Source organism: Brevundimonas sp. (assembly GCF_046293315.1).
In the GTDB taxonomy this organism is placed as follows: domain Bacteria; phylum Pseudomonadota; class Alphaproteobacteria; order Caulobacterales; family Caulobacteraceae; genus Brevundimonas.
On record NZ_JBKBPF010000005.1, the window covers coordinates 12,673 to 31,255 of the forward strand.

Here is an 18,583-nt window from a genome sequence, read left to right on the forward strand (position 1 = left end):
GGCAAGTTTGGTCAGGCAGTCTAACGCGTTCAGACCCAGATGGTCGCCCCCGGCGTGAAGTGCAATCAGGCGGACGCGCTGAAATCCACGATCAGGGGCGGGTGATCGACCAGGCCCAGAAAGCGACGGAAGTCGGCCTGGGCCATGGCGGTGGTGGCGGTGTTGGTCAGGGGGTGAAAATTGACGATGTCGGCCTGCGCCAGACGCTGGTCCAGCACGAAGGTCACGCGGCGGTCCGTGTCGTTGATCAGGCCGAAGGCCGTCACCGAGCCAGGGCGCACGCCCAGAGTCTCCACCATCAGCGCCTCATTGCCGAAGGACAGCCGGTCGGCGCCGATCAGACGGTGGGCGGTCTTCAGATCGATCACTGTGTCCTGGCGCGCCGAGATCAGCCACAGGCGTTGCTTCCTGTCCTTGAGGAACAGGTTCTTGGTGTGGGCGCCCGGCATGGCGGCCTTGATCTCCAGCCCCTCCTCCACCCGGAACACGGGCGGGTGATCGTGGGTCTGGGCGGCCAGCCCCTGTTCCGTGAACCAGGCCTCGAGGCGGTCGCGGTCGAAGGCGGGCTGGGCGGGATCGGTCATGGGGTCATTGTGAGCTTGAGGCGTCGGGTGCGGCGGGGATAGGGTCGCGCCACCTTCAGACTAGACCGCCGGAGCCCCGCCTTGGAACTGGAATGCTACCCCATGACGGCCCGCCCGCCCGAGATCGTGCCGGGACGGCCATCGCGGGACTGGATGGACGCCTTCGCCGCGCGGCACCCCTATCGCTGCCTGCCCTTGAGCATGGCCAACACCACAGGCTGGGAGATCCTGTGCCCCATGGGCTTCACCGCCGAGTGGAACGGCGGGCCGTCGCAGACGGACATCACCCTGACCCCGGACCGGCCGCACCCCGACTTCGCCCATTTCGTGGTCTCGCACTTTTCGCGCGGGGTGGTGACCATGCATCCCAACTATCTGTTTCGCACGCCGCCCGGCTGGGCGGTGGTGGCGTCGGGCGCCCCCAATCACGTCAAGGACGGCATTCAGGCCCTGACCGGCCTGATCGAGACCGACTGGCTGCCATTCCCCTTCACCATGAACTGGATCTTCACGCGACCCGGCCGGGTCAAGTTCGCCAAGGGCGAGCCCTTCTGCTTCATCACCATCGTCGAGCACAAGAAGATGGAGCAGTTCCAGCCGGTCATGAAGACGCTGGACGGCAATCCCGCCATGAAGGGCCAGTTCGACGCCTGGAACCGCGAGCGCACCAGCTTCAATCACCGCCTGGCCGCAGGCGATCCCGATGCCGCCAGGGAGGCGTGGCAACGATTCTATTTCAAGGGAGAATACCCGGATGAAACGACACCGCCGCCTGCTGACCATGTCAACAAGCGGCGGATGAAGTCACTCAGGCTGTTCTGAGACCGGCGTGGCTCAGTTCATGGACGGGCGCACGACGCGCGGACCCACGTTCTGAAGCACCTCACGGGCGTCAAAGGCGTTGGGATCGTTCGGCTTGGCTCCGCGACCCATCAGGATCTCGGTGTTGGCCTCGAAGCGGGTGATTTCCCGAACGTCCATGTCACGGCCCCAGCTGGATCCCCAGGGGCTCCAGTAGCCGCGGTGATAGAAGCGCCACGACGGACCCCAGTAGGGGCCGTAGTGCGAGCTGAACCAGGGATCCGGCGACGCCACATAGCGGGTGTCGCGATCGGTGACGCGATCCACGGTCTGGAACCACTCAAAACCGTTCTGGGCGGTCAGTTCGGCGGCGCGATACAGCAGATACATCTCCACCGTTTCGCGCGAAGTCACGGAATTGCCGGCGAAACCGACGCGGAATCGGTTTTGCTCGATCTGCATTTCGGAATAGCCGCCGCGGGCCTGAGGGCTGGCGGCTTGGTACGGGGTCGCGGTGGCGCAGGCCGTGAGGGCCAAGGCGGCGACCGAAGCCAGGATGACGCGTCTCATGAAACTCTCTCCCATTTAGCCCGATTATATCCCCCGCTCGCTGAACGGTGGATGAACAGCTCCGTTCCGCCGATCCGGAAGTCCTTATAATCTCAAAAGAATAAGGACCGAGGCCAGGAGAAGCAGGCCGCCGACGATGACGCCGAAGTTACGCTGAAATCTGGGGTCGGTCATCCGCGCTTTCAAGGCCGCCCCGCCCATGCCGTAGGCGGTCATAGTGATCACATCCATGCCGATGGTGGCGCAGGCGAACAGGGCCAGCTGCGGGGCGGCCGAGCGGTCCACATCCAGGAAGGGCGGCAGGACGGCCGTGAAGAACAGGATGGCCTTGGGGTTGGCGATCTGGACGGTGAAGCCGTCGACGAAGGCGCTGCGGCCCTTCCGGACGGGAATCTCGGAGGGCTCGGCGGCGGTACGGAAGGCGCCCCGGATCGCCTTGATCCCCAGCCAGGCCACATAGAGGGCGCCGCCGATGGCCAGCACGCGGAACGCCTCGGGAAACGCCTTGACCAGCGCGCCCAGGCCCAGGGCGGCGGCGGAGAACCAGACAAGGGTGGCGACGTTCATGCCCGCTACGGCCATGAAGACCGCTGCGCGACCCTTCTGCATCCCGGTGGCCACGGCGAATACGTTGGCGGGGCCCGGCGTCACGGCCATGACCGCCATCACCGCCAGGAACGCCAGGTAGAGATGTGGATCGACGGGCAGGGCGTTCATGGGCGCCGTTTGCGCCTGACCAGATCAACCGTCAAGCTTGATCAGGGGTGGTCGTGACCGGTGTCCGCAGACGCTGCCGCGCGCGCCTCGGCGTGGGCGGCAGCGATCTCGGCGAATGCCTCCGCCAGGGCGGCCTGAACCTCCACCGAAGCCATGGCCCCCGCCACATCGGCCTGGGACAGGGCGGCCTCGACCATGGCCCCGATGTTCATGGTCTGGATCATGGTTCCGGCGGTGTTGAGGCCCATTTCGGCCGCCGACGCCGTGAACGCCACCACGTCGGGGCCGTAGTCGGCCCAGAGCGCGGCCATGCGGGTTTCGCGCTCCGCCTCGGTCAGGGAGTTGTCCTCGCCCAAAGCCTCGACCTTGGCGCCGAAGACGGCCATGCGGGATTCCATGTCCCCGAGACCCTGCTCGAAGGCGCTGGGTTCGTATCCGGGGATGACGCCGGCCATGGAGCGGGTTTCACCGTCCTGGGCGAAGGCGGGAGCGGCGATGGCGAAAGCCGCAGCAGCGGCGATGGCGATGAAGCGGCGCATGGCGGTCTCCCTGTCCGACCGGTCCAGAGTTCGCCCGAAACCGCGTTTGGGCAAGTGACAACGCGGTAAGGTCCGGGGAAGCCCCCTACTCCGCCTCGACCCGGCCCGACGGCGGGACGGCGGCGAATTGGGCCTCGATGCCCGCCCGGATCTGCGCGGGAATGGCGAGGATCACGGGAATGGCGGCGTCGCGCGCGGCGGTCAGTTCGGCCCGCGCCTGCTCATCGTCCGAGGCGGCGATCCGGGCCGCGAAGAAGGCGTCGAAGTCCCGGGCGAAGCCTTCGAACTCGGGCTGGTATCGCGCCAGGATTTCATCGACCGACGCCATGGTGGCCGTGCGGTCGCCGCCGCCGGCCTCGCCCGCCGCCTGCAGCTCCAGGGTCATCTGGTCGACCTGGGCCTCGAACCGCCCCGCCCGGGCTTCAAGGGCGGTTTCGTCCAGGGGCGCGGCCTCCTGTGTCGCAGGCGCGGCTTGCGATGCGGTGTCCCGGGCGTGGGCGGCGCCCGCCAGAACGAGTGCGGCGGCAGCGGCCGGAAGGACGCGGGTCAGCATGACGGAGCTCCGGAAACGGGATCGGCCGTCAGAATGCCTCACCGGCGGCCGGGCTCCAAGACCGATCAGTCCCGGTCGCGGTTTTCGCGCTTGGCCAGCACGCGCAGGCGCAAGGCGTTCAGCTTGATGAAGCCGGCCGCGTCCTTCTGGTCATAGGCCACGGCCCCGTCCTCGAAGGTGACCAGCTCCTGATCATACAGGCTGTTGGAGCTTTCGCGGCCGATGACCGTGGCGTTGCCCTTGTACAGCTTGACCCGCACCGTGCCGGACACCCTGGTCTGGCTGTGATCGATGGCGGCCTGGAGCATCTCGCGCTCGGGCGAGAACCAGAAACCGTTGTAGATCAGGTGGGCGTATTTGACCGCCAGCTCGTCCTTCAGGTGCATGGCGCCGCCGTCCAGGGTGATGGACTCGATGCCCCGGTGCGCGGCCAGCAGGATCGCGCCGCCCGGCGTCTCATAGACCCCGCGCGACTTCATGCCGACAAAGCGGTTCTCGACCAGGTCCAGCCGGCCGATGCCGTTGTCGTGGCCGTACTGGTTCAGGGTGGTCAGCAGGGTCGCCGGGCTCATGGCCTCGCCATTGATCGAGACCGCATCACCCTTCTCGAAGCCGATGGTGATGACGGTGGGCGCATCCGGGGCGTCCTCGGGCGACAGGGTGCGCTGGTGCACGAACTCGGGCGCCTCGACCGCTGGATCCTCCAGCACCTTGCCCTCGGACGAGGAGTGCAGAAGGTTGGCGTCGACGCTGAACGGGGCCTCGCCGCGCTTGTCCTTGGCGATGGGGATCTGGTGCTTCTCGGCGAACTCCAGCAGGGCCTCGCGGGACTTGAACCCCCACTCGCGCCAGGGGGCGATGACGCGGATGTCGGGCTCAAGGGCGTAGTAGCCCAGCTCGAAGCGGACCTGGTCGTTGCCCTTGCCGGTGGCGCCGTGACAGACGGCGTCGGCGCCCATCTGGCGGGCGATCTCGATCTGGCGCCTGGCGATCAGCGGCCGGGCGATGGAGGTGCCCAGCAGGTACTGGCCCTCATAGACCGCGTTGGCCCGGAACATGGGGAAGACGTAGTCCCGCACGAACTCCTCGCGCAGGTCGTCGATGAAGATGTTCTCGGGCTTGATGCCCATCTTCAGCGCCTTCTCGCGCGCCGGCGCCAGCTCCTCGCCCTGGCCCAGGTCGGCGGTGAAGGTGATGACCTCCGCGCCGTATTCGGTCTGCAGCCACTTCAGGATGATGGAGGTGTCCAGGCCGCCGGAATAGGCGAGGACGACTTTCTTGGGCGCGTGATCAGCGGACATGGCGGCAGTTCCAGACAGTCGGGGAGATGGCCGCGCTTAAAGAACCAATGGTCCCGTCATGCAAGGGCCGTCAGTCCGCGACGCTGAACCGATACTCATGCCGCTGGCGATAGGTTTCCCCCGGACGCAGGACGGTGGAGGGAAACTCCGGCCGGTTGGGGCTGTCCTGATAGTGCTGGGGCTCCAGGCAGAAGCCGGTGCGCGGCTGATAGACGACCCCGCCCTTGGCGGGCCAGTCGCGGATGCCGTTGGCGGTGAAGAATTGCACCCCGGGCGCGGTGGTGTGCAGTTCCATGACCCTGCCGCTGGACGGATCACGCGCCCATGACGCCGGCCGGAAGTCGCCCGGCGCGCCCCGCACCACGAAATTGTGGTCATAGCCGTTGCCGATGCGGATCTGCTCCTCGTCCGCGTCGATGTCCCGGCCGATGGGTTTGGCCTGGCGGAAGTCGAAGGGCGTGCCCGCCACGGGCCGGATCTCGCCCGTCACCACCTTGTCGGCGTCGAAGGGGGTGAAAGCGTCGGCCGCCATCATCAGCTCATGGCCCAGGATCGGGCGCGAGCCGTCGCCGGTCAGGTTGAAGTAGCCATGGTGGGTCAGGTTGATGACCGTGGGCCGGGTCGTTGTCGCCGTCATGTCGATGCGCAGGGCGCCGCCCGGCGTCAGGCGATAGATCACCTCGGTGGTCAGTTCGCCGGGAAACCCCTGGTCGCCGTCCGGGCTGATCAGGGTCAGGCGCACGCCCGGCCCCAGATCGTCATGGATCGCTTCGCCCCGCCACAGGCGTCTGGCGAACCCGTCCGGCCCGCCGTGGGAGGAATGGGCTCCGCCGCCGGTGTCCAGCTGGACCGTCCGTCCGTCCAGCTGGAACCGCCCCCCCGCGATGCGTCCGGCGTAGCGGCCGACAATGGTGCCGAAATTGCGGTTGCGTTCGATGTAGTCCTCGAGGGTGTCCAGACCCAGCACCACGTCGCCCATGACGCCGTTCCGGTCGGGCGCGGTCAGGGAGACGACGATGGCTCCGTATTCGATGATCCGCGCCGTCATGCCGTTTGCCCCCATGAGGTCGAAGGCCTTCACCGGCCGTCCGTCGGGCATCTGGCCGAACCGGCTTTCGCTGACGCCGCCCGCGCGGGCGGCGATCGGCGCGCAGGCGGCCAGACCGGTGACGGCGAGGCCCGCGGCGAGGCTTCGTCGGCTGATGCTGATGGTCATGGCGGCGTTTCCCTGTCGTCTTTCGGGGAAGCCTAAAGGTCGGGTGACACCGGTGTCGAGGGTCCGGGCTCAGTCTGTGCGGCGAAACGCCCGGCCGTCCGCGTCGAACAGATGGGCCTGGGTGCGGGGCACATGGACGGTCAGGGCCTCGCCCGCCCTGGGCCGCACGTCGCCCGGGAGCTGGCAGGTGACGCCGTCTGCGGCCGCGTCATGGGCCAGATAGGCGTAGGTGGCGTGGCCGAGGGTCTCGACGAAATCGGCCCGGGCGGTCAGGGCGTTGTCGCCGCCCGTCAGGGTCAGGTGCTCGGGCCGCACGCCCAGGGTGACGGCCTCGCCCGGTGTGGCGCGCCCGGCGTCCACAGCGACGCTCAGCGTATCGCCCCCGGCGGTGCGGACGACGGCCCCGCCGGCGGACGCCTCCACCACCTCGGCTGTCAGGAAGTTCATGCGCGGGCTGCCGATGAAGCCGGCCACGAACAGATTGTCGGGGTGTTCGTACAGGGCCATGGGCGCGCCCACCTGCTCGATACGTCCGGCCGACAGCACCACGATGCGGTCGGCCAGGGTCATGGCCTCCACCTGATCGTGGGTGACATAGATCATGGTGGTCTTCAGTTCGCCGTGCAGGCGGGCGAACTCGTAGCGCATACGCACGCGCAGGGCCGCGTCCAGGTTGGACAGGGGTTCGTCAAACAGGAAGACCTGGGGCTCGCGCACGATGGCCCGGCCGATGGCGACACGCTGGCGCTGGCCGCCGGACAGTTGCTTGGGCTTGCGGTCCAGCAGGTCGGTGATGTTCAGCACCTCGGCCGCCGCATTCACCCGGCGGTCCACCTCGGCCTTGTCGGTCTTCGCCAGCTTGAGGCCGAAGCCCATGTTCTGACGCACGGTCATGTGCGGATAGAGGGCGTAGGACTGAAACACCATGGCGATGCCGCGGTCCGCCGGCGCCTCGCCGCTGACATTGCGGTCGCCGATCAGGACGTCGCCGCCGGTGAGGTCCTCCAGACCCGCGATCAGCCGCAGGAGCGTGGACTTGCCGCAGCCCGACGGGCCGACGAAGACCACGAACTCGCCGTCCTCGATGGTGAGGTCCACGCCCCGGATCACCTCCGCGGCGCCGAAGTTCTTCCTGACCCCTTCGAGGGTGACATTCGCCATTGTTTTTCTTGTCCGTGAGCGTTTCCGGGGTTCAGGGTAAACGTTTACATCAAGGGGTCAACGCAAGGCGCCAGCGAGGCTTTCGGCGGTCAATTCGGCCCAGCAGGCATAGCCCGCGTCGTTCAGGTGCAGCCCGTCCGGCCCGACGCCGCCGTCGTCCAGATCGGTCCAGCCGGTCATGGTCTCGAACCGGTTGAACACCCCGTAGCCGACCCGCCCGGCCTCCAGCGCCGTGAGGGCGGAAAAGGCGCCGAGCGCCGGATTGCGGCCCCGGATGAAGTCCAGGTCGCGGTCCTCGGGAACCCGCTGGGAGTCGATCACGATCACGTCCGCCCCTCTGCCGGACAGCAGCTCCTGACCGGCGCGAAAGTCGATCAGGAAGACGTCCTCGGTCCGGTCCTGCAGCACGTCATTGGCGCCCAGCTGCCACAGGATCAGATCCGGCTGTGTCGCCTCGATTTCGGCGGGGAACCGGGCAGCCGTCTCGCCTGCGTTCTCCCCGCCGACGCCGCGGTTGACGACCGTGACCTCGACCCCCGGCAGTCGCGCTTCCAGTCCGCGCTCGAGCAGCGGGACAAAGCCCAGGTCAGGCGTCGAGGCCCCCACGCCCTCGATGCTGGACGAGCCCATGGCGAGGATGGTCAGGCGCCCGTCGCCCACAGCGGCGCGGGCGGTCTCCAGCGGGCGGTTCACGGTCAGGAAACCGGCGTCGGCGGGACACAGGGCCATCGCCGGAGTCGCGGCGGCGGTCAGGAGGAGGGCGAGGACAGTACGCATGGGAGGGCCTTTCACTGAGGCCGCCATTGAAGCCCCGCCGCCGCTCAGCGCCAAGCGTGGCCGCGAACAAGGCCGGACAGGTTCGCGCCGGTCAGATGGAGAACGCCTCGACCACGGCGCTGGCCTGGCCGCCGCCGACCACCGCGCCGCCGCCGATGGCGTAGATCTCCGGCCCGATGGTCGCCGCCGCCAGACCATGGCGGGGGGTGCGCATGGGCGGCCCCTCGAACCAGCCATCCTGCGCGGGATCATAGATCCAGGTCTCGGCGAACACCCCGCCCTCGCGGGCGGTGTTGTCTGCGCCGAACCATTCCCCGCCGAACGCAATCAGCCGTCCGCCCAGTGCGCCCATGGCCAGGCCGCCGCCTGCCTGCCGCCCCGTACCGGGCGAGGGCGGGATCGGCGCAAGGGTGTCCCAACGATCCGCGACCGGATCATAGCGATCCAGACGGCCTGTGCCGCCGCCCGTGACCGTGCGCCCGCCCGCCACCCAGATGGCGCCGTCCAGCACACAGGCCGCGGCGCTGTTCCGCGCCATGGGCAGGGGCGCAGCGTCCTCCCAGCGTGCCGCGCGGGGGTCGAACACCCGGTGCACGGCGATGTCGCCCTGATCGGTCCAGCCGCCATTGTCGGCGCCGTGCGGCGCGCGGCCGCCGATCAGGTGTATCCGCCCGTCGTGCTCGACCCCCACGGTCTCGGCCTGGGGCGCGGGCATGGTCCCGGCGGCCGTCCAGTCCCCGTCCAGCACCCAGATGTCGGTGGTGGAGGTCCAGTCGCCCTGGTCGCTGCGGCGATAGCCGCCCAGCGCCCAGGGCTTGCCGTCCGCGACCACGATCATGGGGTGGTGGCGCGCCTCGGGCAGGCGCGGGCCTTCCGCCCACACATCCTCGCGTCTGTCGTAGACTGCGGTGCGGTCGCTGACGTGGAAGCCGTCAGGCGTCATGGCCAGACCGCCCGCCGTGATGATCCGTTCGCCCCAGGCGGCGGCGTAGATTTCCTGAATCGCCCACGGCATCGATGCACGCGCGGCCCAGTGCGGACCCCGCTGGGCATGGGCGGAAGCGGGCGCGAGGGCCACGGCCCCGGCGGCGGTCATGAGGGTGCGGCGGTTGATCATGGCGCGAGCCTAGCCCGGTTATGCGCCGCCCGCGACTCTCAGGAACAGCACACGCGCCGCGCCATAGTCGCGGGCGTCGAGGCGCTCGTAGCCGGGGGTGTCGATCTCCGGCTCGTCCGATCCACGCTCGAGGATGACGAGGGCGCCCGGTCCCAGCCAGCTTCCCTCGAGCAGGCGGGCCAGCGCCTGTTCGCCGAGGCCCTGACCATAGGGCGGATCGAGGAAGGCGATGTCGAAAGCCTCGCCGGCCGAGCCGGGGCGCACGCCCAGATCCGTGGCGCTGCGGCGGTGGACGCGGCAGACCCCGAACAGGCCGAACGCCTCCATGTTGTCGCGGATGGCGCCGCGCGCCCCGTCGTCGGTCTCCACGAACAGGGCGAAGGCCGCGCCGCGCGACAGGGCCTCGAACCCCAGGGCGCCCGAGCCGGCGAACAGGTCGATCACCCGCGCGCCGTCGAGACTACGACCCCACGAGGCATGCTCGATCACATTGAACACGGCCTGACGGGCGCGGTCCGAGGTGGGACGCGTGCCCTGCCCTTCCGGCGCGACGATGGCCCGGCCCCGAAACTGTCCGGCGACGATCCTCATGGAGACTTACGAGCGTCCGCGCGGGCCGCCGGGACCGCGGGGCTTGCCGCCCCCGGACGGACGGTCGCCGCCGGGACGGTCACCGCCAGAGCGCGGGGCGAAGGGACGTCCGCCCGGTTTTGCGCCGGGCTTGGCGCCGCGCGGACGGTCCGCGCCGGCGTCGCGGGGCTTGCCGGCGTCGCGGGGCTTGAAGTCGCGCTTGGGCCGGTCGCCCGCGGTGCGGGGGGCGCGGTCGTCACGGGGCTTGAAGTCGCGGCGGGGCCGTTCGCCGTCCGCCCGCTCCTCGCGGGGCTTGAACGGACGCTTGGGCCGGTCGCCGCCGGGACTGCTGCGCGGCTTGGCCTTGGCCCAGCCTTCCTTTTTGGCGGGACGCTTCTCGGCCTCCTCGACCGCCGCTTCGGCGGCGCGGGTGCGGCTGGGTTTGCGCGACGGGTCCGACATGGGCGAGCCGGACTTGCCGCGCACCACCGATCCCGACGGGCGGCGGCCGGGGACCGGCGCCGGGGTCTCGACCGTATTGCCCTGGGGCAGGTTCTCGGGGCGGATGTACTGGGCCAGCATCTCGCGGATCACGCGGGGGCCGACCTCCTCCACGTGCCCGGTGTCCAGCGTGCCCAGCTGGAACGGGCCATAGGCCAGCCGGATCAGCCGGTTCACCGTCAGGCCGACGGATTCCAGCACCTTCCGGACCTCGCGGTTCTTGCCCTCGGTGATGGAGACGCTGATCCACAGATTGGCCGGGGCCCGGCTGTCGGTGTCGGCGGCCTTTTCCTTGACCTTGTCCAGGGTCGCCTCGATCGGGCCGTAGCGCTCGCCGTCGACGGTGACGCCGTCCTTCAGCTTGTCCAGCTGATCCTGGGTCACGCGGCCCCGGGCGCGGGCCCGGTACTGGCGGACGAGGGACGACGTGGGCAGCTCCAGCGCCCGGGCCAGCTCCCCGTCGTTGGTCAGCAGCAGCAGGCCTTCGGTGTTGATGTCCAGCCGCCCCACCGAGATCACCCGCGGCAGGCCTGCGGGCATGGCGTCGAACACGGTCGGCCGGCCGGCGGGATCGTTGTGGGTGGTCAGAAGACCCACCGGCTTGTTGTAGCGCCAGACCCGGGTGGCAGCGATGGTGCCGATGGGCTTGCCGTCCACGGTGATGACGTCGTCGCGGGTGACGAGGGTGGCGGGCGTGTCGAGGATCCGGCCATTGACCGCCACCTTGCCCAGTCCGATCAGGCGCTCCACCTCGCGGCGCGAGGCGATGCCGGCGCGGGCCATGACCTTGGCGATGCGCTCCTGACGCAGGGGCGCCTTGGGCGCGTCCCGGTCGTCCTTGCCGCCCGGCTTGCCGCCCGGTCGACCCGGTCCTTTCGAGAACGAGGACTTGGAGTCGTCCCTTTTCCCGCTATGAGGGGGGCTCTTCTTGCCGCCGGGGCCGCCGAAACGCTTTTCGGCCTGGCCCGGTCGGGGCGTCTTGTCGGTGTCTTTGAAATGGCGGACCATGATGAGCGGTTCATGCGCACGGCGCTCGATCTAGCGCAAGCCGCAGCGGAGGCCGGAGAGGTCCCCGTGGGCGCAATTGTCGTCGATGAGACCACCGGCAAGGTGATCGGAACCGGCGCCAACCGCCCCGTCGCCCTGCACGATCCCACTGCCCACGCCGAGGTGCGCGCCATCCGCGAGGCGGCCGAAAGCCTGCAGAACTATCGCCTGACCGACCTGACCCTCTATGTGACGCTGGAGCCTTGCGCCATGTGCGCCGGCGCCATCAGCCACGCCCGCATCGGCCGGGTGGTCTGGGCCGCCGACGACCCCAAGGGCGGGGCGGTGATCCACGGCCCGAAATTCTTCGACCAGGCCACCTGCCATTCCCGCCCCGCGGTCGAAGGCGGCGTTCTGGCCGGTGAGGCGAGCGCGCTTCTGAAGGGTTTCTTCGCCCCGCGCCGCAAGCCGAGACGCACGGCGGCGGAACAGGCGTCCTCCGAGCCGCGTTGAGGTTCGGCCCGAAACAGCAAAGGTCGCCCCTGTGCGCGCTCGCCTGATCTTTCCCCTCGCACTGTCCGTCATGGCGCTGGCCGCCTGTGGCCCCGAGCCCCGCGAAGCCCCCACCGACAGCGAAGAGGTGCAGGAACGCGCGCTTGAGGCCCAGACCGCGCGGCGACGCACCGGCGCCGAGATTCAGGAACGCATCCTGACCCGCACCGTGCGCGCCGTTTATCTGTGCAACAACGGCGAACGGCTCAGCGTGGACTTCGACAATGCCCGCCAGATGGCCACGGTGCGTCAGGTCAGCGGCAAGGCCGTGGACCTGCGCCAGCAACGGGCGAGCGACGGCATCTGGTACACCGCCAGCGGTTATGAATTGCGTGGCGAAGGGGCCATGGCCACCTGGACCGCCGAGAACCTTGAGCCTACCACCTGCCGGGCCGTGGACTAGAGAGGCTTCTCGAACAGGGCGACCAGAGGGCCGTGCAGGCTTGATCGCCAGCCGAACCGCCGCGCGATCCAGTCCATGGTCTGGTCCGAATAGAACACCACATGGCTGGGCTGGCGGCGGTAGCGCCAACCGGCGAAGTCCCGCTCCGGCGTCAGGCGCTCGGTCATGAGCGACAGGAAGCCGCCGGGCTGGAGCATGGCGTCCAGTCGCGCGAACACCTCGCCGGGCTCGTGCAGATGCTCGACCACCTCGGTGCAGGTGATGAAGTCCCAGGTCCGCGTCAGGACGGCGGGGTCCGGCCGGAAATTCGGGTCGTAGTCTGCTGTGGGATGTCCCGCCTCCGCCAGCATGAGCGACAGGGTCGGGCCCGGCCCGCAGCCGAAATCCAGCCCTTGTGCCCCGGCTTTGAGGCGCGGCAGCAACGGGTCCAGCGCCTGCTGCAGGAAGGCGCGGTAACGGAGGTCGTCCGGGTCGTTCCGGTGCAGGGCGTATTCGGCGCGCTCGTCCGCCGGAGACGGACGCTGCGCCGGATCGAGGAACGTCAGGTCGCAGGTTTCGCAGCGAAAATAGCGCAGGCCCCCGATGTCGGCGAAGGACGGCGCATTGGCCGCGTCGCACAGGGGGCAGGCGGGGTTCAGGTTGCGCCCTCGGCAATCAGGAAAGCGCGCACCTCGGCCGGATCGACGCCCTTGACCACCTCGGCCCGACCTATGCCGCGGGCCAGAATGAAGGTCAGGGCGCCGCCCTCGGCCTTCTTGTCGCCGGCCATCAGGGCGATCAGGCGGTCCGCCTCGAAGGCTCCCGCCTGCTCCAGTCGGGCGGGCAGGCCCGCCGCGGCGGTGACGGCCTCGACCCGCCGCGCGTCGCGCTCGTCGCACAGGCCCAGCCGCGCCGAGAACCGGAACGCCATGCAGCAGCCCAAGGCTACGGCCTCGCCGTGGGTCAGGACCTCGTCATAGCCCAGCGCCGTCTCCAGCGCGTGGCCGAAGGTGTGGCCCAGATTCAGCAGGGCGCGGCGACCCGCCTCTTTTTCGTCCTCGCCCACCACGGCCGCCTTGATCCGCACCGAGCGCACCACCGCCTCGGTCAGGGCGGCCGGATCGCCCGAGGCGCCCGCCGCGCCCGCTCCGCCCAGCCAGTCGAAGAACCCGGCGTCGCAGATCAGGCCGTGTTTTAGCACCTCGGCCCATCCCGAGCGAAGTTGCCGCTCCGGCAGGGTCTTCAGCACATCGATATCGGCCAGCACCAGACGCGGCTGGTGGAAGGCGCCCACCAGATTCTTGCCGCGCGGGGTGTCGATGGCGGTCTTGCCGCCCACCGAGGAATCTACCTGGGCCAGAAGGGTCGTTGGAACCTGGATGAAGTCGATCCCGCGCATGTAGAGCGCCGCCGCCAGCCCGGCCAGGTCGCCCACCACGCCGCCGCCCAGGGCCACGATCATGTCCTTGCGGTCCAGCCCCGCCCCGGTGCAGCGGTCCAGCACCTGCTCCAGATGCGCGAACGACTTGGACGCCTCGCCCGCCGGAACCGTGGCCAGTTCGGCGTTGACGCCGTGCGTCTTCAGCCCGGCGATAAGGGCCGGGGCGTGCAGGCTCGCCACCGTCTCGTCCGACACGATCAGGACGCGGGGCTGCTTCAGCAGGGCGGCGATGCGCGCGGGGCCGGCCGACGCGTCGGCCAGCAGGCCGGAGTCCACCAGCACGTCATAGGGCGCGAAGCCGGCGCCCGAAACCGTCACCGCCGTCATGCGCCGGTCTCCGCCTGGTGGTCCGTCAGGGCCTTGATGATCGCCTCCACCGCCTCGGCGTGGGCGCCGCCGCCCGTTTCCACCACGAGATCAGCCTCGGCGTATATGGGATAGCGCGCCTCGGCCAGAGTCTTGAGAATCTCGGCCGGATCCTTGCCGCGCAGCAGGGGCCGGGTGTCCCGCTTGGCCACGCGCCGGGCCACGATGCCCAGCTCCGCCTTCAGCCAGACGGTGACGGCGTTGCGCTTCAGGTGCGCGCGGGTGTCGGCGTTCAGCATGGCTCCGCCGCCGGTGGCCAGCACGACGGGCCGGCCTTCCAGCAGGCGCCGCATGATCCGGGCCTCTCCGTCGCGGAACGCCGCCTCGCCCAGGGTGGCGAAGATGTCGGACACGCTCATGCCCGCCGCTTCCTCGATCTCGTCGTCGGCGTCGCAGAATTTCATGCCCAGCCGCGCCGCCAGCCGTCGGCCCACGGTGGATTTTCCCACCCCCATCAGCCCGACCAGGGCTATGGTGCGCGTGTTCAGGCGTTTCAGTTCCGAAGCGGAGAGGACGGCGGTCATGATCGATGAAACCCTTGCACGACCCGCTGTTCGCCGCCAACCGTCGATGAGGCTTTCGTGACGGTTTCGCCCTCCTCGCCGCAGATCGAGGCCTTTCTGGAGATGATGGGTGTGGAGCGGGACGCCTCGCCCCACACCCTGTCGGCTTACGCCCGCGACCTCAACGACGCCGAGGGCGCGGCCTCGGGCGGGCTGATGGCCGCCGACGAGACCGCCATCGAGGGCTGGTTCGCGGACCTGTCGCGGCGCGGCCTGTCGCCCGCCACCCAGGCCCGGCGTCGCTCCGCCGTGCGCCAATTCTACCGCTTCGCCCTGGCCGAGGGCTGGCGCGCGGACGATCCGTCCCGCCGCCTGGACGCCCCCAGACAGGGCCGCCCCCTGCCCAGGACCCTGAGCCGCGACGAGATCGAGCGCCTGATCACCGTCGCCTCGGCGCGGGAGGGCGCGGCGGGGGTGCGCCTGATCTGCCTGATGGAGCTGGCCTACGCCTCGGGCCTGCGGGTGTCGGAGCTGCTGGGCCTGAAGGTCCAGGCCGTCCGGCGCGATCCCACGCATCTGATTGTGCGCGGCAAGGGCGGCAAGGAGCGGCTGGCCCCCCTGAACGACGCCGCCCGCACGGCGGTGAAGGCGTGGCTGGTTTTGCGCGACGCGGACAAGGCGCGCGTCGACAGTTCGTGGCTGTTTCCGTCGAGCGGCAAGAGCGGCCATCTGACCCCGCGCCGCTTCGCCCAGCTGCTGGACCGGGCGGCCATGGACGCCGGCATCGACCCGGCGCGGGTCAGCCCCCATGTGCTGCGCCACGCCTTCGCCACCCATCTGCTGGAAGGCGGCGCCGACCTGCGCATCGTCCAGACCCTGCTGGGCCACGCCGACATCGCCACCACCCAGATCTACACCCACGTGGCCACCGACCGCCTGACCCAGGTGATGAACTCGAAGCACCCCTTGGCGAAGGGAGATTAGGCGCGCATATTTCCGCCATGGCCCAGTCCTTCTACGTCAAGGCGATCTGGGACGCAGCGGCAGGCGTCTGGTGCAGCGAGTCCAACATTCCGGGCCTCGTGCTCGAGACCGCGACCCTGTCCGAGTTTGAGTCTTTGGCCCGTCATTTCGCGCCCGAATTGCTGTCCGAGAACATGGGGGTACAAGGGTCCGTGCCGATCCGCTTCGAGGCGGAAGGCGGCTTTGACGTCGTCGCCGCCTGAGTGTGCGTTGTCGCCCGGCATGGCCGGTAGATGATGGCTCCCTGATCGGAGCGCCGAAATGCCGAAGGACTTCTACCCAGAACTGAGCCGTCTGCTCCGTGAGGCCGGATGGGGGGCCCGTTCCTGGCGGCAAGGGCAGCCATGAGAAGTGGCGCCACCCCGATCAGACCCACGCCCTGCTGGTTCCCCGGTCAAAGAGCCGCCATACGGCGAACAGCATTCTCAGGCAGGCTGGCTTGCCCAAGGCCTTCTGAACCCGTGCTTGCCCGCGCGCGTTGACGGCTCTAGGTTCCGCCGCTTCCCGATCAGCCGCCCACCGGACATCCATGGCCGCCCGTCACTACCTCGATTTTGAAAAGCCGATCGCCGATCTCGAGGCCAAGATCGAGGAGCTGAGCCTGCTGTCCGAATCCGCCGGGTCGTTCGAGACCGAGGTGGCCGGGCTGCGGAAAAAGGCGGAACAGCTCCGCAGAAAGACCTACGCCGAGCTTGATCCGTGGCGGAAGACGCAGGTGGCGCGCCATCCCCAGCGCCCGCACCTGGGCGATTATCTGGCGGGCCTGTTCACCGACTTCACCGAGTTGCACGGCGACCGAAAATTCGGCGACGACCAGGCCATCATCGGCGGTCTCGGCCGCTTCCGGGGCCAGGCCTGCGTGGTCATGGGCCACGAGAAGGGCCACGACACCGCCTCCCGCCTGACCCACAATTTCGGCATGGCGCGACCCGAGGGCTATCGCAAGGCGGTGCGCCTGATGGACATGGCCGAGCAGTTCGGCCTGCCGGTGCTGACCTTCGTCGACACCGCCGGGGCCTATCCGGGGCTGGGCGCCGAGGAGCGCGGTCAGGCGGAGGCCATTGCGCGCTCGACCGAACGGGGCCTGACCCTGGCCACCCCCATGATCGCCACGGTGACCGGCGAGGGCGGATCGGGCGGCGCCATTGCGCTGGCCGCCGCCAACCGGGTGCTGATGCTGGAGCACTCCATCTATTCGGTAATCTCGCCCGAGGGCGCCGCCTCCATCCTGTGGCGGGACGGCGCGCGGGCCAAGGACGCCGCGGCGGCCATGAAGATCACCGGGCCGGACCTGATCGAGCTGAAGATCGTGGACCGCCTGATCCCCGAACCCCTGGGCGGCGCCCACGCCGATCCGGAGGTCGCCATCAAGACGGTCGGCGATGTGGTCGAGGAAGAGCTGAAGGCGCTGATGGCCCTGTCGCCGGACGCCCTGAAGGCCCAGCGCGCCGACCGCTTCTACGCCATCGGACGGTTCTAGCCTGCGATCTCGCGGCAAACAGCCACGAACGCATCGCGATACGCCTCGGGCACAGCCGGAAACGGCCCAAGGCTCTGGGCGCCGTAGTTGAAGGCGATCGCGCCGCCGGCCTCCAGACGATCCAGCAGGTCGACGGAAATCTCGCCGGACGCCTCCACGCCCCGTTCGCGTTCCGCCGCAAGATCGGCGGCCAGCGCATAGGCTTCGTCGCCCGCGCCGACGGTGAAACGGTCCTCGCTCATGATGGGCTGGAAGCGGTCGCTTTCCACCTGCAGTCTGGCCGGGCCCCGCATGCAGGCCACGCCGGCGATCACCTCGCCGTCTGCCGCGAGCCTCAGGGCCACGCCTTCACCGGACGCGACCAGTGACCAGCCCGCGCCATGAAACGGCTGCTCGGCCGCAATGGCGCTGTCGGGCCCGCGCACAGGGGGTTGAGCCGCGGGAGGGTCTTCGCCGCTGCAGGCCGCCAGCAGCAGCGCCCCGATCGCGGAGGCGGAGATCCAGAGGCGGGTCATGGCGAGTCCTTTTCGTTGCCGGGACCGCAACGGTCGGGCGCGCCTACAGTTTCGTGCGCAGGGACCAGAGTTCGGGGAAGCAGCGTTTCTCCAGCGTTTTCGCCAGATAGGCCACGCCCTCGGTGCCGCCGGTGCCGGGCCGCCGCCCGATGATGCGCTCCACCGTGATGACGTGCTTGTGCCGCCAGGTGATCAGGGCGTCGTCCAGGTCCACCAGCTTCTCGGCCAGCTGATACAGCTCCCACCAGCGGGTGGTGTCGCGGTAAACCTCCAGCCAGGCGGCCTCGACCTCCGGGTGAGGCTCGTAGGGCCGGCTGACGTCGCGGTTCAGCACCGCGTCCGGCACGGGCAGGCCCGCCCTGGCCATCTGCGCCAGGGCGTCGTCGTAGAGGCTGGGCGACTCGATGGCCGACTTCAGCGCCGCGTGGGCCTGGGGTCGGTCCTCGTGGTAGCGCAGGAAGCGGTCGTCCTTCAGGCCGAGCATGGCCTCGATGCGGCGAAACTGGTCGCTCTGGAAGCCCGAGGACGTGCCAAGGGAATCGCGGAAGCGCAGATAGTCCGCTGGCGTCATGGTGGCCAGGATGTCCCAGGTCTGGGTCAGGACGCTCTGGATGCGCGAGACGCGGGCCATGCTCTTGTAGGCCGGGGTCAGATCGCCGGCCCGCACCAGGGTCTGGGCGTAGCCGAGCTCGTGCAGGATCTGCTTGAGCCACAACTCCTTGGCCTGGTGGATGATCACGAACAGCATCTCGTCGTGTTCGTCGGACAGGGGGTTCTGCGCGCCCAGCACCTGATCCAGGGTCAGGTAGCGGGCGTAGGTCATGTCGGTGGGCTGGGTCATGCGCCTCTATCCCCCGGCTGGCCTCCAGCCTCAAGCGCGCTTGCTCCGGCCGGACGCGGCCCATACGGTGAGCGCATCAAAAAAAT

The 18,583-nt window shown here is 69.3% G+C and carries 24 protein-coding genes; 7 read left to right on the forward strand and 17 right to left on the reverse strand.

The features are described from left to right. Nucleotides 1-65: 65 nt before the first annotated feature. Entirely contained in the window at nt 66-584 is a 519-nt protein-coding gene (locus ACK4SE_RS05630; RefSeq protein ID WP_409689724.1) for a prolyl-tRNA synthetase associated domain-containing protein, read from the reverse strand. Between the two features lie 81 nt (nt 585-665). Here ACK4SE_RS05630 and ACK4SE_RS05635 point away from each other — a divergent pair, with 81 nt between their 5' ends. After that, a complete protein-coding gene (locus ACK4SE_RS05635; RefSeq protein WP_409689726.1) occupies nt 666-1,406 on the forward strand; it encodes a DUF6065 family protein in 741 nt (246 codons plus the stop codon). A 12-nt stretch (nt 1,407-1,418) separates the two neighbouring features. Here the strand turns inward: ACK4SE_RS05635 and ACK4SE_RS05640 are convergent, their stop codons facing one another. The 11 genes from ACK4SE_RS05640 to ACK4SE_RS05690 form a co-directional block, all read right to left on the reverse strand. Further along, on the reverse strand, nt 1,419-1,955 hold the full coding sequence (locus ACK4SE_RS05640; RefSeq protein ID WP_409689729.1) for a CC0125/CC1285 family lipoprotein: 537 nt from the start codon (nt 1,953-1,955) through the stop codon (nt 1,419-1,421). Nucleotides 1,956-2,039: 84 nt separating this feature from the next. Further along, nucleotides 2,040-2,672: a LysE family translocator gene (locus ACK4SE_RS05645; RefSeq protein WP_409689732.1), complete on the reverse strand. Its 633-nt coding sequence runs from the start codon at nt 2,670-2,672 to the stop codon at nt 2,040-2,042. 41 nt (nt 2,673-2,713) lie between these two features. Beyond that, entirely contained in the window at nt 2,714-3,211 is a 498-nt protein-coding gene (locus ACK4SE_RS05650; protein ID WP_409689735.1) for a hypothetical protein, read from the reverse strand. Between the two features lie 85 nt (nt 3,212-3,296). Next, on the reverse strand, nt 3,297-3,764 hold the full coding sequence (locus ACK4SE_RS05655; RefSeq protein WP_409689738.1) for a hypothetical protein: 468 nt from the start codon (nt 3,762-3,764) through the stop codon (nt 3,297-3,299). A gap of 65 nt (nt 3,765-3,829) precedes the next feature. Continuing rightward, entirely contained in the window at nt 3,830-5,065 is a 1,236-nt protein-coding gene (locus ACK4SE_RS05660; RefSeq protein ID WP_409689740.1) for an argininosuccinate synthase, read from the reverse strand. A 70-nt stretch (nt 5,066-5,135) separates the two neighbouring features. Beyond that, nucleotides 5,136-6,281: an aldose epimerase family protein gene (locus ACK4SE_RS05665; protein WP_409689742.1), complete on the reverse strand. Its 1,146-nt coding sequence runs from the start codon at nt 6,279-6,281 to the stop codon at nt 5,136-5,138. A 69-nt stretch (nt 6,282-6,350) separates the two neighbouring features. Continuing rightward, on the reverse strand, nt 6,351-7,442 hold the full coding sequence (locus ACK4SE_RS05670; protein WP_409689745.1) for an ABC transporter ATP-binding protein: 1,092 nt from the start codon (nt 7,440-7,442) through the stop codon (nt 6,351-6,353). Nucleotides 7,443-7,499: 57 nt separating this feature from the next. Further along, nucleotides 7,500-8,219 carry an SGNH/GDSL hydrolase family protein gene (locus ACK4SE_RS05675; RefSeq protein WP_409689748.1) on the reverse strand — a complete coding sequence of 240 codons (720 nt, stop codon included), beginning with the start codon at nt 8,217-8,219 and terminating at the stop codon, nt 7,500-7,502. 91 nt (nt 8,220-8,310) lie between these two features. After that, nucleotides 8,311-9,336, reverse strand: a complete 1,026-nt coding sequence (locus ACK4SE_RS05680) for a Kelch repeat-containing protein (RefSeq protein ID WP_409689750.1) — start codon at nt 9,334-9,336, stop codon at nt 8,311-8,313. Nucleotides 9,337-9,354: 18 nt separating this feature from the next. Further along, nucleotides 9,355-9,927 carry a 16S rRNA (guanine(966)-N(2))-methyltransferase RsmD gene (gene rsmD, locus ACK4SE_RS05685; protein WP_409689753.1) on the reverse strand — a complete coding sequence of 191 codons (573 nt, stop codon included), beginning with the start codon at nt 9,925-9,927 and terminating at the stop codon, nt 9,355-9,357. A 6-nt stretch (nt 9,928-9,933) separates the two neighbouring features. Next, nucleotides 9,934-11,415, reverse strand: coding sequence for a pseudouridine synthase (locus tag ACK4SE_RS05690; protein ID WP_409689756.1), 1,482 nt, complete (start codon nt 11,413-11,415; stop codon nt 9,934-9,936). Between the two features lie 12 nt (nt 11,416-11,427). Here ACK4SE_RS05690 and tadA point away from each other — a divergent pair, with 12 nt between their 5' ends. Further along, nucleotides 11,428-11,907 (forward strand): tRNA adenosine(34) deaminase TadA, encoded by a 480-nt coding sequence (gene tadA / locus ACK4SE_RS05695; RefSeq protein ID WP_409690290.1) that lies wholly within the window; start codon nt 11,428-11,430, stop codon nt 11,905-11,907. 31 nt (nt 11,908-11,938) lie between these two features. Continuing rightward, nucleotides 11,939-12,349 carry an MliC family protein gene (locus tag ACK4SE_RS05700; protein WP_409689758.1) on the forward strand — a complete coding sequence of 137 codons (411 nt, stop codon included), beginning with the start codon at nt 11,939-11,941 and terminating at the stop codon, nt 12,347-12,349. Here the strand turns inward: ACK4SE_RS05700 and ACK4SE_RS05705 are convergent. The 3 genes from ACK4SE_RS05705 to ACK4SE_RS05715 are packed head-to-tail and all read right to left on the reverse strand — an operon-like array spanning nt 12,346 to nt 14,659. Beyond that, nucleotides 12,346-12,987 carry a class I SAM-dependent methyltransferase gene (locus ACK4SE_RS05705; protein ID WP_409690293.1) on the reverse strand — a complete coding sequence of 214 codons (642 nt, stop codon included), beginning with the start codon at nt 12,985-12,987 and terminating at the stop codon, nt 12,346-12,348. The two genes, ACK4SE_RS05700 and ACK4SE_RS05705, sit on opposite strands and share 4 nt — an antisense overlap. Next, nucleotides 12,984-14,096, reverse strand: coding sequence for a 3-dehydroquinate synthase (gene aroB, locus ACK4SE_RS05710; RefSeq protein ID WP_409689761.1), 1,113 nt, complete (start codon nt 14,094-14,096; stop codon nt 12,984-12,986). Before aroB ends, ACK4SE_RS05705 begins: the two co-directional genes overlap by 4 nt. Then, complete coding sequence (locus tag ACK4SE_RS05715) at nt 14,093-14,659, reverse strand: shikimate kinase (protein WP_409689764.1); 567 nt, start codon at nt 14,657-14,659, stop codon at nt 14,093-14,095. Before ACK4SE_RS05715 ends, aroB begins: the two co-directional genes overlap by 4 nt. Before the next feature lie 57 nt (nt 14,660-14,716). Between ACK4SE_RS05715 and ACK4SE_RS05720 the strand changes: the two genes are divergently transcribed. The 4 genes from ACK4SE_RS05720 to ACK4SE_RS05735 all read left to right on the forward strand — a co-directional run bounded on the left by ACK4SE_RS05720 (nt 14,717) and on the right by ACK4SE_RS05735 (nt 17,141). After that, the gene (locus ACK4SE_RS05720; protein WP_409689766.1) at nt 14,717-15,622 is read left to right on the forward strand and encodes a site-specific tyrosine recombinase XerD; all 906 of its coding nucleotides are present in this window, start codon (nt 14,717-14,719) and stop codon (nt 15,620-15,622) included. Between the two features lie 17 nt (nt 15,623-15,639). Further along, nucleotides 15,640-15,864 carry a DUF1902 domain-containing protein gene (locus ACK4SE_RS05725; RefSeq protein ID WP_409689769.1) on the forward strand — a complete coding sequence of 75 codons (225 nt, stop codon included), beginning with the start codon at nt 15,640-15,642 and terminating at the stop codon, nt 15,862-15,864. A 98-nt stretch (nt 15,865-15,962) separates the two neighbouring features. Continuing rightward, the gene (locus ACK4SE_RS05730) at nt 15,963-16,118 is read left to right on the forward strand and encodes a type II toxin-antitoxin system HicA family toxin (RefSeq protein WP_409689771.1); all 156 of its coding nucleotides are present in this window, start codon (nt 15,963-15,965) and stop codon (nt 16,116-16,118) included. Nucleotides 16,119-16,190: 72 nt separating this feature from the next. Next, nucleotides 16,191-17,141 carry an acetyl-CoA carboxylase carboxyltransferase subunit alpha gene (locus ACK4SE_RS05735; RefSeq protein WP_409689774.1) on the forward strand — a complete coding sequence of 317 codons (951 nt, stop codon included), beginning with the start codon at nt 16,191-16,193 and terminating at the stop codon, nt 17,139-17,141. On the opposite strand, the gene ACK4SE_RS05740 is transcribed toward ACK4SE_RS05735, so the two are convergent. After that, a complete protein-coding gene (locus ACK4SE_RS05740; protein ID WP_409689777.1) occupies nt 17,138-17,656 on the reverse strand; it encodes a hypothetical protein in 519 nt (172 codons plus the stop codon). The two genes, ACK4SE_RS05735 and ACK4SE_RS05740, sit on opposite strands and share 4 nt — an antisense overlap. 43 nt (nt 17,657-17,699) lie before the next feature. After that, on the reverse strand, nt 17,700-18,497 hold the full coding sequence (locus ACK4SE_RS05745; RefSeq protein WP_409689779.1) for a tryptophan 2,3-dioxygenase: 798 nt from the start codon (nt 18,495-18,497) through the stop codon (nt 17,700-17,702). Nucleotides 18,498-18,583: the final 86 nt, after the last annotated feature.

Bases quoted from the DNA above. Each gene is read 5' to 3' on its own strand.
- ACK4SE_RS05675 (WP_409689748.1), bottom strand. From the start codon at position 8,219: ATGCGTACTGTCCTCGCCCTCCTCCTGACCGCCGCCGCGACTCCGGCG.
- rsmD (WP_409689753.1), bottom strand. From the start codon at position 9,927: ATGAGGATCGTCGCCGGACAGTTTCGGGGCCGGGCCATCGTCGCGCCG.
- ACK4SE_RS05660 (WP_409689740.1), bottom strand. From the start codon at position 5,065: ATGTCCGCTGATCACGCGCCCAAGAAAGTCGTCCTCGCCTATTCCGGC.
- ACK4SE_RS05645 (WP_409689732.1), bottom strand. From the start codon at position 2,672: ATGAACGCCCTGCCCGTCGATCCACATCTCTACCTGGCGTTCCTGGCG.
- ACK4SE_RS05670 (WP_409689745.1), bottom strand. From the start codon at position 7,442: ATGGCGAATGTCACCCTCGAAGGGGTCAGGAAGAACTTCGGCGCCGCG.
- ACK4SE_RS05650 (WP_409689735.1), bottom strand. From the start codon at position 3,211: ATGCGCCGCTTCATCGCCATCGCCGCTGCTGCGGCTTTCGCCATCGCC.
- aroB (WP_409689761.1), bottom strand. From the start codon at position 14,096: ATGACGGCGGTGACGGTTTCGGGCGCCGGCTTCGCGCCCTATGACGTG.
- ACK4SE_RS05630 (WP_409689724.1), bottom strand. From the start codon at position 584: ATGACCGATCCCGCCCAGCCCGCCTTCGACCGCGACCGCCTCGAGGCC.
- ACK4SE_RS05665 (WP_409689742.1), bottom strand. From the start codon at position 6,281: ATGACCATCAGCATCAGCCGACGAAGCCTCGCCGCGGGCCTCGCCGTC.
- ACK4SE_RS05735 (WP_409689774.1), top strand. From the start codon at position 16,191: ATGGCCGCCCGTCACTACCTCGATTTTGAAAAGCCGATCGCCGATCTC.
- ACK4SE_RS05740 (WP_409689777.1), bottom strand. From the start codon at position 17,656: ATGACCCGCCTCTGGATCTCCGCCTCCGCGATCGGGGCGCTGCTGCTG.
- ACK4SE_RS05690 (WP_409689756.1), bottom strand. From the start codon at position 11,415: ATGGTCCGCCATTTCAAAGACACCGACAAGACGCCCCGACCGGGCCAG.
- ACK4SE_RS05680 (WP_409689750.1), bottom strand. From the start codon at position 9,336: ATGATCAACCGCCGCACCCTCATGACCGCCGCCGGGGCCGTGGCCCTC.
- ACK4SE_RS05640 (WP_409689729.1), bottom strand. From the start codon at position 1,955: ATGAGACGCGTCATCCTGGCTTCGGTCGCCGCCTTGGCCCTCACGGCC.
- ACK4SE_RS05725 (WP_409689769.1), top strand. From the start codon at position 15,640: ATGGCCCAGTCCTTCTACGTCAAGGCGATCTGGGACGCAGCGGCAGGC.
- ACK4SE_RS05715 (WP_409689764.1), bottom strand. From the start codon at position 14,659: ATGACCGCCGTCCTCTCCGCTTCGGAACTGAAACGCCTGAACACGCGC.
- ACK4SE_RS05745 (WP_409689779.1), bottom strand. From the start codon at position 18,497: ATGACCCAGCCCACCGACATGACCTACGCCCGCTACCTGACCCTGGAT.
- ACK4SE_RS05655 (WP_409689738.1), bottom strand. From the start codon at position 3,764: ATGCTGACCCGCGTCCTTCCGGCCGCTGCCGCCGCACTCGTTCTGGCG.
- tadA (WP_409690290.1), top strand. From the start codon at position 11,428: ATGCGCACGGCGCTCGATCTAGCGCAAGCCGCAGCGGAGGCCGGAGAG.